At 67.0% G+C, this 13,562-nt stretch carries 11 protein-coding genes; 3 read left to right on the top strand and 8 right to left on the bottom strand.

The window, feature by feature from the left end; all coding sequences use genetic code 11:
• The first annotated feature begins 62 nt into the window (after window positions 1-62).
• Window positions 63-617, top strand: a complete 555-nt coding sequence (locus AC1G9C_RS05690; protein WP_021444539.1) for an NUDIX hydrolase — start codon at window positions 63-65, stop codon at window positions 615-617.
• Between the two features lie 22 nt (window positions 618-639).
• Window positions 640-1,143, top strand: coding sequence for a L,D-transpeptidase family protein (locus tag AC1G9C_RS05685; protein ID WP_021444540.1), 504 nt, complete (start codon window positions 640-642; stop codon window positions 1,141-1,143).
• 61 nt (window positions 1,144-1,204) lie between these two features.
• Here the strand turns inward: AC1G9C_RS05685 and AC1G9C_RS05680 are convergent, their stop codons facing one another.
• The 3 genes from AC1G9C_RS05680 to purL all read right to left on the bottom strand — a co-directional run bounded on the left by AC1G9C_RS05680 (window position 1,205) and on the right by purL (window position 5,988).
• Window positions 1,205-1,522 carry a YqfO family protein gene (locus AC1G9C_RS05680; RefSeq protein WP_021444541.1) on the bottom strand — a complete coding sequence of 106 codons (318 nt, stop codon included), beginning with the start codon at window positions 1,520-1,522 and terminating at the stop codon, window positions 1,205-1,207.
• A gap of 160 nt (window positions 1,523-1,682) precedes the next feature.
• Window positions 1,683-1,859, bottom strand: a complete 177-nt coding sequence (locus tag AC1G9C_RS05675) for a CDGSH iron-sulfur domain-containing protein (protein ID WP_480409666.1) — start codon at window positions 1,857-1,859, stop codon at window positions 1,683-1,685.
• 232 nt (window positions 1,860-2,091) lie between these two features.
• Entirely contained in the window at window positions 2,092-5,988 is a 3,897-nt protein-coding gene (purL, locus tag AC1G9C_RS05670; protein WP_480409665.1) for a phosphoribosylformylglycinamidine synthase, read from the bottom strand.
• Between the two features lie 167 nt (window positions 5,989-6,155).
• Here purL and mltF point away from each other — a divergent pair, with 167 nt between their 5' ends.
• Window positions 6,156-7,622 (top strand): membrane-bound lytic murein transglycosylase MltF, encoded by a 1,467-nt coding sequence (mltF, locus tag AC1G9C_RS05665; RefSeq protein WP_480409664.1) that lies wholly within the window; start codon window positions 6,156-6,158, stop codon window positions 7,620-7,622.
• 1 nt (window position 7,623) lies between these two features.
• Here the strand turns inward: mltF and tadA are convergent, their stop codons facing one another.
• The 5 genes from tadA to AC1G9C_RS05640 form a co-directional block, all read right to left on the bottom strand.
• A complete protein-coding gene (gene tadA, locus AC1G9C_RS05660) occupies window positions 7,624-8,100 on the bottom strand; it encodes a tRNA adenosine(34) deaminase TadA (RefSeq protein WP_021444545.1) in 477 nt (158 codons plus the stop codon).
• Window positions 8,101-8,177: 77 nt separating this feature from the next.
• On the bottom strand, window positions 8,178-9,542 hold the full coding sequence (locus AC1G9C_RS05655) for a multicopper oxidase family protein (protein WP_480409663.1): 1,365 nt from the start codon (window positions 9,540-9,542) through the stop codon (window positions 8,178-8,180).
• A gap of 177 nt (window positions 9,543-9,719) precedes the next feature.
• Window positions 9,720-11,297, bottom strand: a complete 1,578-nt coding sequence (guaA, locus tag AC1G9C_RS05650) for a glutamine-hydrolyzing GMP synthase (protein ID WP_021444549.1) — start codon at window positions 11,295-11,297, stop codon at window positions 9,720-9,722.
• Between the two features lie 75 nt (window positions 11,298-11,372).
• A complete protein-coding gene (gene guaB / locus AC1G9C_RS05645; protein ID WP_480409662.1) occupies window positions 11,373-12,842 on the bottom strand; it encodes an IMP dehydrogenase in 1,470 nt (489 codons plus the stop codon).
• 150 nt (window positions 12,843-12,992) lie between these two features.
• Window positions 12,993-13,544 carry a sugar ABC transporter ATPase gene (locus AC1G9C_RS05640; protein WP_480409661.1) on the bottom strand — a complete coding sequence of 184 codons (552 nt, stop codon included), beginning with the start codon at window positions 13,542-13,544 and terminating at the stop codon, window positions 12,993-12,995.
• Window positions 13,545-13,562: the final 18 nt, after the last annotated feature.

Raw genomic sequence — 13,562 nt, 5'->3', positions numbered from 1 at the left:
GGCGGGCTTGCCGGCCATGCCGCCGGCGCGCCAAGATAGTCCCAACAGGCCGAGGACAAGCCATGAAATATTGCAGCCAATGCGGCCAGCCGCTGACCCGGGCGATCCCCGCCGGCGACAACCGCCTGCGCCACGTGTGCAACCACTGCCATACGGTGCACTACGAGAACCCGCGCATCGTTGCCGGCTGCCTGCCGGTGTGGGGCGAGCAGGTGCTGCTGTGCCGCCGCGCCATCGAACCGCGCCGCGGCTACTGGACCCTGCCGGCCGGCTTCATGGAAAACGGCGAAACCATCGAGCAGGCGGCGGCGCGGGAAACCCTGGAGGAGGCCTGCGCGCGGGTGCGCGACCTCAATCTCTACACCCTGTTCGACCTGCCGCATATCAGTCAAGTGTACATGCTGTTTCGCGCCGAGCTGGTCGACCTGGATTTCGCCGTGGGCGAGGAAAGCCTCGAGGTGCGCCTGTTCGCCGAAGCGGAAATCCCCTGGTCGGAGCTGGCTTTCCCGACCATAGGCCGTACCTTAGAATGCTTCTTCGCCGACCGCCGGCAGAACCTGTTTCCGGTGCGCAACGAGCCGCTGGAAGCCCTGCGCGCTCATTACCGACCCCGTTGACCCCTTGCCGAGAAGTATTCCGATGCGCTGGCTGTTGCCCCTGTTGTGCCTGACCCTCAGCCTGAACGTGCAGGCCAACGCCACCCCCATCGACGCCACGCGCCAGGTGGACAAGGTGCTGGTGCTCAAGTCCGAACGCCAGCTGCACCTGCAGCGACGCGGCGAGACCATCAAGTCCTACCGCATCTCCCTCGGCAAGCAGCCCAACGGCGCCAAGCAGCGCGAAGGCGACCTGCGCACGCCGGAAGGCTTCTACTGGATCGACTGGCGCAAGGCCAGCGACAAGTACCAGCTGTCGCTGCACATCTCCTACCCCAACGCCCGCGACCTGGCCAACGCGAGCCAGGCCGGCGTGCCGCCGGGCGGCATGATCATGATCCACGGCACGCCGCTGGACGAGGAATACCCCGAGTGGTTCTTCCATACCCTGGACTGGACCGAAGGCTGCATCGCCATGAAGAACGACGACATGCGCGAGGTGTGGGAGCTGGTCAAGGACGGCACGCTGATCGAGATCCGCCCCTAGGGTGTCGCGGGGCCGCCCAGGCCGTGCGCACCGCATGAACGATATCTCCGCACCACACCACCTAGAACTGCAGATCCGACAGGCGCCAGACATCGAACGCCGGCGTCTCGTAGGGATGGGCCTGCTTGAGCGCCTTGACCGCGTCGTGGATCAGCTCGTCGGCCACCACCAGCTCGACCTTCCACTCCGCCACCTGCTCGACGCCGCCGATCTGGCCGAGAAACGGCTGGCTGCCCTCCAGCGCACGGAACTGGCCCTGGCCGAGCGCCTGCCAGCAGCAGCTGTCGTAGCGGCCGATGCGGCCGCCGCCGGCGGCGAACACCGCCTTCTTCACCGGCTCCAGATGGCTTTCCGGCACGTAAAAACACAGTTTGTACATCAAGTTCTCCGCAGATGGGGCAACCGAACAACAGACAAGCCATGATGCTGAAATGATGGCATTTTGCCTCAGCGCAATACTGAGAACCACCTCGGAAATTCCGCATCCGCCAGCTCGCTCGTTACTTTCGACTCGCCGCCCGGGCAGGCGTTCCGCGGCCTCAGCCCTTGCCGATAAAGCGCCGCCACTTGTCGCCCAGACCGGGCGTCGGCGGACTGTGGCTGCCATCGCAATAGGGTAGATCGGCCGAACGGCCGCAGCGGCAGAGCAGCAGACGCTGTTCGCGCTCGGCGGTCAGCCGCAACGCCTCGGCGCAGGCACGGTTGCAGTCGGGCAAGGCCGAGGAAGCTCCGCAGCGGCAGAGGCGCAGGCAATCCCCCGGACGAACCAGGCGGACTTCGGGAAGGATGGGTGGAGCATCGTCGGCCATGAGGGGGCCTGCCGGTGTAGCCCGGATGAAATCCGGGAGGAATTGCACGTGCTTCCCCGGATTGCATCCAGCGAGGGGATTGGCAAACCCTCTCCCGCATGCGGGAGAGGGTCAGCGGAAGGCCGCTGCGCGGCCGCTTTTAGTTCACCCAGACGCGGGCGTTGCGGAACATGCGCATCCAGCCGCCGTCTTCCTGCCACTCGTCCGGGCGCCAGGAGTTCTGCACAGCGCGGAACACCCGCTCCGGGTGCGGCATCATGATGGTCACACGGCCGTCGCGACTGGTCAGGCCGGTGATGCCACGCGGCGAACCGTTGGGGTTGGCCGGGTAGCTCTCGGTGACCTTGCCGTGGTTGTCGACATAGCGCAGGGCCACGGTGCCGGACAGATCGGCTTCCAGCAGCGCCTCCTCGCTCTCGAACTCGGCATGGCCTTCGCCGTGGGCGATGGCGATCGGCAGACGCGAGCCGGCCATGCCCTGCAGGAAGATCGACGCCGATTCCTGGATCTGCACCATGGCCACGCGCGCCTCGAACTGCTCGGAGCGGTTGCGCACGAAGTGCGGCCAGAACTCGGTGCCGGGGATCAGCTCGTGCAGGTTGCTCATCATCTGGCAGCCGTTGCACACGCCGAGGGCGAAGCTGTCGCGCCGCTCGAAGAAGCCCTGGAAGGCATCGCGGGCGCGGGCGTTGAACAGCACCGACTTGGCCCAGCCCTCGCCGGCGCCGAGCACGTCGCCGTAGGAGAAGCCACCGCAGGCGACCAGCCCCTTGAACTCTTCCAGGCTAACGCGGCCGGCGAGGATGTCGCTCATATGCACGTCGACGGCGGCGAAGCCGGCGCGGTCGAACGCCGCGGCCATCTCCACCTGACCGTTGACGCCCTGCTCGCGGAGGATCGCCACCTGCGGCCGTACGCCCTTCTTGATATAGGGCGCGGCCACGTCCTGGTTGACGTCGAAGCCGAGCTTGACCGACAGACCGGGGTTGTCCTCTTCCAGCAGCAGGTCGAACTCCTGATCGGCGCCCTGGGCGTTGTCGCGCAGGCGCTGGATGCGGTAGCTGGTCTCGGCCCACTGACGCTGCAGCAGGCGACGCTCGCCGGCGAATACCGGCTCGCCGTTGAAGCTGATGCCGATTTCACCGTTGTTCACCGCCTGACCGATCACCGCCACGCAGTCACCCAGACCGGCGGCGCTGAACTGCGCCAGCACTTCCGGAGTGGCGTCCTGGCGCACCTGGATCACCGCCCCCAGCTCCTCGTTGAACAGCACGGCCGGCAGCTCGGCGCTAGCGTCGGCCAGCGCGTCGAGGTTCAGCGCCAGGCCGCAGTGACCGGCGAAGGCCATTTCCAAGACGGTGGTCAGCAGACCGCCGTCGGAGCGGTCATGGTAGGCCAGCAGATGGCCGTCGGCGTTCAGGCCCTGGATCACGGCGAAGAAGGCCTTGAGGTCCTCGGCGTCGTCGAGATCCGGCGCCTGCTGGCCGATCTGCGCGTAGACCTGCGCCAGGATCGAGCCGCCCATGCGGTTCTGCCCGCGGCCGAGGTCGATCAGGATCAGGTCGGTCTCGCCCTTGTCCATGCGCAGTTGCGGGGTCAGGGTCTGGCGGATGTCCTGCACCGGGGCGAAGCCGGAAATCACCAGCGACAGCGGCGCGGTGACGCTCTTGTCGACGCCCGCGTCCTGCCAGCGGGTCTTCATCGACATGGAGTCCTTGCCCACCGGAATGGTGATGCCGAGCTGCGGGCACAGCTCCATGCCGACCGCCTTGACGGTGTCATAGAGACGGGCGTCTTCGCCGGGGTGGCCGGCGGCAGCCATCCAGTTGGCCGACAGCTTGATGTCGGACAGCTTGCCGATACGCGCCGCGGCCAGGTTGGTGATGGTCTCGCCCACCGCCATGCGGCCCGACGCCGGGGCGTCGAGCAGCGCCAGCGGGGTGCGCTCGCCCATGGCCATGGCTTCGCCGGTGTAGACGTCGAAGCTGGTGGCGGTCACGGCGCAGTCGGCCACCGGCACCTGCCAAGGGCCGACCATCTGGTCGCGGGCCACCAGGCCGGTGATGCTGCGGTCGCCGATGGTGATCAAAAAGCTCTTGCTGGCCACGGCCGGGTGACGCAGCACGCGCTCCAGCGCTTCGTCGATCGCCACGCCGGCGGCGTCGAAATCATCGCCCTGCTCGGCTTCGCGGGCGACGCTGCGGTGCATGCGCGGCGGCTTGCCGAGCAGCACTTCCAGCGGCATGTCCACCGGCGTGTTGCCGAAGTGGCTGTCGGTCACGGTCAGCTGCGGTTCGGCAATGGCCTCGCCGACCACGGCGAAGGGGCAGCGTTCGCGTTCGCAGATGGCCTTGAAGTGCTCGAAGTCGGCCGCATCAACCGACATCACGTAGCGTTCCTGGGATTCGTTGCACCAGATTTCCAGCGGGCTCATGCCCGGCTCGTCGTTGGGCACCTTGCGCAGCTCGAAGCGACCGCCGCGGCCACCGTCGTTGATCAGCTCCGGCAGGGCATTGGAGATACCGCCGGCGCCGACGTCGTGGATGAACTTGATCGGGTTGGCCTCGCCCAGCTGCCAGCAGCGGTCGATGACCTCCTGGCAGCGGCGTTCCATTTCCGGGTTCTCGCGCTGCACCGAGGCGAAGTCCAGGTCGGCCGAGCTGGCGCCGGTGGCCATCGACGAGGCGGCGCCGCCACCCAGGCCGATCAGCATGGCCGGGCCGCCGAGCACGATCAGCTTGGCGCCGACGCTGATTTCACCTTTCTGCACATGGTCTTCGCGGATGTTGCCGAGGCCGCCGGCGAGCATGATCGGCTTGTGGTAGCCGCGCACTTCCTCGCCGCGCGGGCTCTGCACGGCCTGCTCGAAGGTGCGGAAGTAGCCGTTGAGCGCCGGACGACCGAACTCGTTGTTGAACGCGGCGCCGCCCAGCGGGCCCTCGATCATGATGTCCAGCGCGGTGACGATGCGCTCGGGCTTGCCGTAGGGCTTCTCCCAGGGCTGCACGAAATCGGGGATGTTCAGGTTGGAGACCGAGAAACCGGTCAGGCCGGCCTTGGGCTTGGCGCCGCGACCGGTGGCGCCCTCATCGCGGATCTCGCCGCCGGAGCCGGTGGAAGCGCCCGGGAACGGTGCGATGGCGGTCGGGTGGTTGTGGGTTTCCACCTTCATCAGGATATGCACCGGCTCGACGCTGGCGCCGTACTCGCGAGTCTCCGGGTTGGGGAAGAAACGCCCGGCGGTGAAGCCTTCGATCACCGAGGCGTTGTCCTTGTAGGCGCTCAGCACGCCTGCGCGGTTCATCTCGTAGGTGTTCTTGATCATGCCGAACAGCGACTTGTCCTGAGCCTGACCGTCGATGTCCCAGCTGGCGTTGAAGATCTTGTGCCGGCAGTGCTCGGAGTTGGCCTGAGCGAACATCATCAGCTCGATGTCGTGAGGGTTGCGCCCCAGCTCGGTGAAGCTCTTGACCAGGTAGTCGATCTCGTCCTCGGCCAGGGCCAGGCCCAGATCCTGGTTGGCCTGCTCCAGCGCGGCGCGGCCGCCGCCGAGGATGTCCACCGCGGTCAGCGGCTTGGGCTGGGCATGGCTGAACAGCGCCGCGGCGTCTTCCAGGGCGTTCAACACCAACTGGGTCATGCGGTCGTGCAGCAAGGCGGCGACGGCGGCGCTGTCGGCCTCGCTCAGCTCGCCGGCCACGTAATAGGCGATGCCGCGCTCCAGGCGCTGGATCTTGGCCAGACCGCAATTACGGGCGATGTCGCTGGCCTTGCTCGACCAGGGCGAGATGGTGCCGAAGCGCGGGATGGTCAGGAACAGCTTGCCGTTGGGCTCCTGCACCGGCACGCTGGGGCCGTACTTGAGCAGACGGGCGAGCACCTGTTCCTCATCGGCGTTGAGCACGCCGGTGACCTCGGCGAAATGCGCGAACTCGGCGTACAGCCCGGTCACGGCCGGCACCTTGCTGGTCAGTTGCTCGAGCAATTTGCCATGGCGGAAAGCGGAAAGGGCGGGAGCGCCGCGCAGAATCAACATCGTCGGAACAGCCTCTGGGAAGGGGGAGTGCTAGAGGCCGTGCATTCTAGCCTAAAGCGCCGCCCGCGGCACCCGTGGCCTGGCGCTTTCAAGACGGATGCGCGCTAGCAGAGAAGCGCGCCGCTGTCGAGATATGGCGCCGCCAGCGCTTTGCGTATACTGCGCCGATGTTTGCACGACCTGCGATACGCATGCGTTGCGCCACAGGGCTGTTGGCGATTGGAATCCTCCTGATGCTCGGCGGCTGTGGCGAAGAACTCAAGCCCAGCGTACTCGAGCAGGTAAAGGCGGAGGGTGAGCTGCGCGTGATCACCCGCAACAGCCCGGCCACCTATTTCCAGGACCGCAACGGCGATACCGGCTTCGAATACGAGCTGGCCAAGCGCTTCGCCACCGATCTGGGCCTGGAGCTGAAGGTCGAAACCGCCGACAACCTCGGCAGCCTGTTCGCCAGCCTAGGCCGTCCCAACGGCCCGGTGCTGGCCGCCGCCGGGCTGGTGGAAACACCGGCGCGGCAGAGCCAGGCGCGCTTCTCCATTCCCTATCTGGAAGTCACCCCGCAGGTCGTCTACCGCCAGGGCCAGCCACGCCCGACCAAGGCCGCCGACCTGGTCGGCAAGCGCATCCTGGTGCTGGCCGGCAGCAGCCACGCCGAACAGCTGGCCGCCCTCAAGCTGGAATTGCCGGAGCTGGCCTTCGAGGAATCCGACGCGGTGGAAGTGGTCGACCTGCTGCGCATGGTCGACGAGGGCCAGATCGACCTGACCCTGGTCGACTCCAACGAACTGGCGATGAACCAGGTGTACTTCCCCAACGTGCGCGTCGCCTTCGACCTCGGCGATGCCAACCATATGCGCTGGGCGGTGGCGCCCGGCGAGGACGACAGCCTGCTGCAGGAGGCCAACGCCTTCCTCGAGCGGGCCGAGGCCAACGGCACCCTGCAACGCCTGAAGGAGCGCTACTACGGCCATGTCGACGTGCTCGGCTACGTCGGCGCCTACACCTTCGCCCAGCACCTGCAAAAGCGCCTGCCGCGGTACGAACAGATGTTCCGCCAGGCCGCCCGCGCCAACCAGGTGGACTGGCGCCTGCTGGCCGCCATGGGCTATCAGGAATCGCTGTGGCAACCCAACGCCACCTCCAAGACCGGCGTACGCGGGCTGATGATGCTGACCCAGCGCACCGCACAGTCGGTCGGCGTGTCCAATCGCCTCGATCCCAAGCAGAGCATCGATGGCGGCGCACGCTACTTCGTCCAGGTCTACGAGCAGTTGCCGGAAGGCATCGAGGAGCCGGATCGCACCTGGTTCGCCCTGGCCGCCTACAACGTCGGCGGCGGCCACCTGGAGGATGCGCGCAAGCTCACCGAGGCCGAGGGACTGAACCCCAACAAGTGGGCCGACGTGCAGAAGATCCTGCCGCGCCTGGCGCAGAAGCAGTGGTACAGCAAGACCCGTTACGGCTACGCCCGCGGCGGCGAGCCGGTGCATTTCGTGCGCAACATCCGCCGCTACTACGACATTCTCACCTGGGTGACCCAGCCGCAGCTGGAAGGCACCCAGGTGGCCGAACGCGGCGTGCACCTACCGGGCATAGACAAGCGCCAGCCCAGCGAAGAGACCCCGCCGCTCTGATTCAGCCGCGCCGAACCTTGAAAAACGCCTTCAGCAACGCCCCGCTCTCCTCCGCCAGCAACCCACCCTCCACCAGCACCCGGTGATTGAGAAAGCCCTGCTCGAAGAACTGGCCCTGGCTGATCGCCACCCCGGCCCGCGGCTCGCTGGCGGCGTAGACCACGCGGGCGATGCGCGCATGCACGATCAGCCCGGCGCACATGCTGCAGGGCTCCAGGGTCACGTACAGGGTGCTGCCGGGCAGGCGGTAGTTCTGCGCGGACTCGGCCGCTGCGCGGATCGCCACCATCTCGGCATGGGCGCTGGGGTCACTGCGCGAGATCGGACAGTTGAAGCCGCGACCGACGATCTCGCCCGCCTGCACCAGTACCGCGCCCACCGGCACCTCGCCCTGCTCCGCGCCCAGGCGTGCCTGGGCCAGCGCCTCACGCATGAAATGCTCGTCGCGCGAGCGGTCGATGATCTGCGGTCTTTTCATTGAATCAATCCGTAGGGCGGAAAACCGCGCGGCGGTTTCCACCCATCAAGCTTGCGACTGCCAAAACGGCGCCCACCCTACACCACTTCGATCGCCGCCATCAGCCCGGTTTCCATATGGTCGATGACGTGGCAGTGGAACATCCACACCCCGGGATTATCGGCCACCAGCGCCACCCTGGCGGTCTCGTTCCTGCCCAGCAGATAGGTATCGGTGAACCAGGGCTCCGCGATGCGTCGGCGGTTGGAGCCCAGCACCTTGAAGGTCATGCCGTGCAGATGAATGGGGTGCTGGTACTGGCTGAGGTTGCGCAACTCGAGGATATAGCTCCGGCCGCGCTGCAGGGTGGCAATGGGCCGCTCGTAGCAGTTCTTGTCGGCGATATCCCAAGCCTGGCCGTTGATCTGCCAGAAACTGTGCGCGGCGCCCTGCTCCAGGCCGACCGAGACGGCGCCGGCCCACTCGAAGTTGAAGCGCAGGGTCTCGGCACTGGCCAGGTCCGGCTCGGCCACCGGGTTGGCCGGCAGCGCCGCCGGCCAGTCACCGGCCGGCTCGCTGGACGCCACCGAACTCAGGGTGGCCAGACGCAGCGGGCCGTTGCGCAGCGACAACGCCTGGCCGGCCGGCGGCACCTTGAGGCCCAGCTCGATACGCATGCCCGGCCCCAGCCAGTACTCCTTGCCCAGCGGCCGCGGCGTCACCGGATTGCCGTCCAGCGCGTAGATGCGCGCCTCGCCGCCCGGCAGGTTGAGGCGATAGGTCAGGGTGTTGTCCAGGTTGAGCAGACGCAGGCGCACCACCTGGCCGGCCGGCAGTTCCACAGTCGGCGCATGCACGCCGTTGACCGTGCTCAGCACGCCGGGCGTGCCGCCGCGCGCCGCCTCGCGCGGCACGCTGAAGGCGGTGAAGGCGCCCTGCCCGTCCACGTGCCAGCTCTTCAGGCTCAGCGTGCGCTCGTGGCGAAAGCCGGTGGGCTGACGCTCCTCGACGATCAGCGGGCCGACCAAGCCGCGCCCCAGCTGCTCGCCGCTGGCGGTATGCGGGTGATACCAGAAGCTGCCGGCATCCGGCACGCGGAACACATAGTCGAAATACTCCCCCGGTAGCACCGGCAACTGCGAGAGATAGGGCACGCCGTCCATCTCCAGCGGCAGACGAATGCCGTGCCAGTGAATGGTGGTGGGCTCCGGCAACTGGTTGATGAAGCGCACCCGCAGCCAGTCGCCCTGGCGTGCGCGCAACTCCAGCCCCGGCGCCTGGCCGCCATAGGCCCAGGCCGGAGTCTGGTGCCCGGGCACCAGCTCGATATCCAGCGGCGCGGCGATTAGCTCGTAGTCGTGGCTGGCGCTCTGGCTGCGGCGCAACCAGTAACCGGCGCCGCCGAGGGCGAGCAGGCTGACGCCGCCGAGGCCGGCGAGAATTTGTCTGCGGGAAAAGGTCATGGTCGTATCCGTGGCCCGGCGGCAATCCGGGAAGGCCGCACCCGACTGGCATCCGGGCTATAAGTTGCGACATCTTCTCATTTACAACGCCAGGCTGACGACCCCGGAAACGAGACAGGTTGCCGCAGCGGCCGACAAAAACGACAAGGGCAGCTTGCGCTGCCCCTGTCGGTCACTTCACTCCCACTCGATGGTGGCAGGCGGCTTGCTCGACACATCGTAGGTGACGCGAGAGATGCCTTCGATTTCGTTGATGATGCGGCCGCTGACGGTTTCCAGCAGCTCGTAAGGCAGGTGCGCCCAGCGAGCGGTCATGAAGTCCACGGTTTCCACGGCACGCAGGGCGACGACCCAGGCGTAGCGACGACCGTCGCCGACCACGCCGACCGATTTCACCGGCTGGAACACCACGAAGGCCTGGCTGGTCTTGTGGTACCAGTCGGCCTTGCGCAGCTCTTCGATGAAGATGTGGTCGGCGCGGCGCAGCAGGTCGGCGTATTCCTTCTTCACTTCGCCGAGGATGCGCACGCCCAGGCCCGGGCCCGGGAAGGGGTGGCGGTAGACCATGTCGTAGGGCAGGCCCAGCTCCAGGCCGATCTTGCGCACCTCGTCCTTGAACAGTTCACGCAGCGGCTCGACCAGCTTGAGGTTCATCTCCTCCGGCAGGCCGCCGACGTTGTGGTGGCTCTTGATCACGTGGGCCTTGCCGCTCTTGGCGCCGGCCGACTCGATCACGTCCGGGTAGATGGTGCCCTGGGCGAGGAACTGGATGTTGGGAAGCTTGCTGGCCTCGGCATCGAACACGTCGATGAAGGTGCGGCCGATGATCTTGCGCTTCTTCTCCGGATCGGCTTCGCCGGCCAGGTTGTTGAGGAACTGCTCTTCGGCGTTGGCGCGGATCACCTTGACGCCCATGTTCTCGGCGAACATGGCCATCACCTGCTCGCCTTCGTGCAGACGCAGCAGGCCGTTGTCGACGAACACGCAGGTCAGCTGGTCGCCGATGGCCTTGTGCAGCAGGGCGGCGACCACCGAGGAGTCCACGCCGCCGGACAGGCCGAGCAGCACGTTGGCGTCGCCGACCTGGGCACGCACCGCGGCAACGGCGTCGTCGACGATATTGGCCGGGGTCCACAGGGCCTCGCAGCCGCTGATCTCCAGGACGAAGCGCGAGAGGATGCGGCCGCCCTGCTTGGTGTGGGTCACTTCCGGGTGGAACTGCACGCCGTAGTAGTGGCGGGCGTCGTCGCTCATGGCGGCGATCGGGCAGCTCGGGGTGCTGGCGAGGATATGGAAGCCCTCGGGCATGCGGGTGACCTTGTCGCCGTGGCTCATCCACACGTCGAGGCCGAGCACGCCGTCGGCGTCGACATGGTCCTCGATGCCTTCGAGCAGCTGGCTCTTGCCGACCACGTCGACGCGGGCGTAGCCGAACTCGCGCAGGTCGGAACCTTCCACCTTGCCGCCGAGCTGCTCGGCCATGGTCTGCATGCCGTAGCAGATGCCCAGCAACGGCACGCCGAGGTCGAACACGGCTTGCGGCGCGCGCGGGCTACCCTCCTCGTGCACCGACTCCGGGCCGCCGGCGAGGATGATGCCGCGCGGGGCGAAGGCGCGGATGTCCTCGTCGCTCATGTCCCAGGGGTGCAGTTCGCAATAGACGCCGATCTCGCGCACGCGGCGGGCGATCAGTTGGGTGTACTGGGAACCGAAGTCCAGAATGAGGATGCGGTGGGCGTGAATGTCGTGGGCCATGGCCGTCTCTCGTTGGTATTCACAAATGACACGGGGCTGATCGAACAGCCCCGTTATTCATAGCATTGCGGCGAATCAACCGACCCGATAGTTCGGGGCTTCTTTGGTGATCTGCACGTCGTGCACGTGCGACTCGGCCATGCCGGCGCCGGTGATGCGCACGAACTCCGGTTTGGTGCGCATCTCCTCGATGGTGGCGCAGCCGGTGTAGCCCATGGAGGCGCGCAGGCCACCCATCAACTGGTGAACGATGGCGCTCATCGCACCCTTGTACGGCACGCGGCCTTCGATACCTTCCGGCACCAGCTTTTCGGCACCGGCCGAGGAGTCCTGGAAGTAACGATCCGAGGAGCCCTGCGCCTGGGCCATGGCGCCCAGCGAGCCCATGCCGCGGTAGGCCTTGTAGGAACGGCCCTGGAACAGCTCGACCTCGCCCGGCGCTTCTTCGGTACCGGCCAGCATGGAGCCGATCATCACCGCAGAGGCGCCGGCGACTATGGCCTTGGACAGGTCGCCAGAGAAGCGGATGCCGCCATCGGCGATCAGCGGTACGCCGCTGCCGGCCAGGGCGGCGGCGACGTTGGCCACGGCGCTGATCTGCGGCACGCCGACGCCGGCGACGATACGAGTGGTGCAGATCGAGCCCGGACCGATGCCGACCTTGACCCCATCGGCGCCGGCTTCGACCAGGGCCTTGGCGGCTTCGCCGGTGGCGATATTGCCGCCAATGACTTGAACGTCCGGGAAGGTCTGCTTGACCCAGCGCACGCGGTCGATCACGCCCTTGGAGTGGCCGTGGGCGGTGTCGACGATGATCACGTCGACACCGGCGTTGACCAGCGCGGCGACGCGGTCGCCGGTATCGGCCCCGGTGCCGACGGCGGCGCCGACGCGCAGGCGACCCTGGTCGTCCTTGCTCGCCAGCGGGTAGGCCTTGGCCTTCTCGATGTCCTTGACGGTCATCATGCCCTTGAGGGTGAAGGCGTCGTCGACGATCAGCACCTTCTCGATGCGGTGCTTGTGCAGCAGCTCGCGCACGGTTTCCTTGGCGGCGCCTTCCTTGACGGTGACCAGACGCTCTTTCGGCGTCATCACGTCGCGCACCAGGGCGTCCAGACGATTCTCGAAGCGTACGTCGCGGGAGGTGACGATGCCCACCAGGTCGCCATTGCTCAGCACCGGTACGCCGGAGATGTTGTTCTGCCGGGTCAGCTCGAACAGGTCGCGCACGGTGGCATCGGCTTCGATGGTGATCGGGTCCTTGACCACGCCGGCCTCGAACTTCTTGACCTTGCGCACCTCGGCAGCCTGCTGCTCGATGGTCATGTTCTTGTGGATGATGCCGATGCCGCCTTCCTGGGCCATGGCGATGGCCAGACGCGCCTCGGTGACGGTGTCCATGGCGGCGGACAGCAGCGGGATATTCAGTTCGATGCCGCGGGTCAGGCGGGTCTTCAGGCTGACGTCCTTGGGCAACACCTCGGAATAACCGGGGATGAGCAGGACGTCGTCGAAAGTGAGTGCTTCTTGGCTGATGCGCAGCATGGCGGGCTCCCGGGCGGGAAAATAAGAAGCGCGGCATTATACCCAGCCACCCCCGCCCGCTCAATGCAAAGTGTGGCAGGTGCGGCCAGAAAACGGCCGACCGGTCAGTGGGCAGACGCCCAGCCCTACCCGACCTCGGCCAATCCGCCCTCAGCAGTCGACCCGCACCAGACGCACGGCGAAGCCGATGCGCTCGGCCAGTTCGTCGAGAAAGTCCTGGCGAAAGCCGGCGTCCGCCCAGTTGTTGAATACCAGGCCCAGGTCGGAGAAGCCGCAGGGCTGCGGGAACAGGAAGCCGTTGATGTCGTCCTCAAAGCCGCATTCGGGGCAGACGAAGTTGTCGGTCTCCCCTGGCCACCAGCGCTCCAGGCTGTCGAACAGCGGCGGGCCGATCTCCTGGCGGCACTCGGGGCAGCCGGCTTCTTCGCGAAAGCCCTGGGTCGGGGTGTAGATGCAGCGCTTGGTCACCAGCTCCAGGCCGTTGATCGGCCGGCCGAACGGCAGCCGCTCCGGGCGCTCGACCACCCGCCGCGCACCCGCGGCGATGGCGAAGGCCATGCGATTGCCGCTGCGCCCGCAGGTGCTGACCTGCGCCTGGACGATCTCGCGCTGTGCCAGCCAGCGCAGCAGACGCGCGGCCAACGCCTCGTTGCCCGGCAGGCTGGAGATCTGCGGCACGATGATGGCCTGGTTCTCGCCCATGGCGTGCTCCATACGAAG

Source organism: Pseudomonas sp. ABa2 (assembly GCF_056676075.1).
This window is presented reverse-complemented; position numbering and strand designations above follow the sequence as displayed.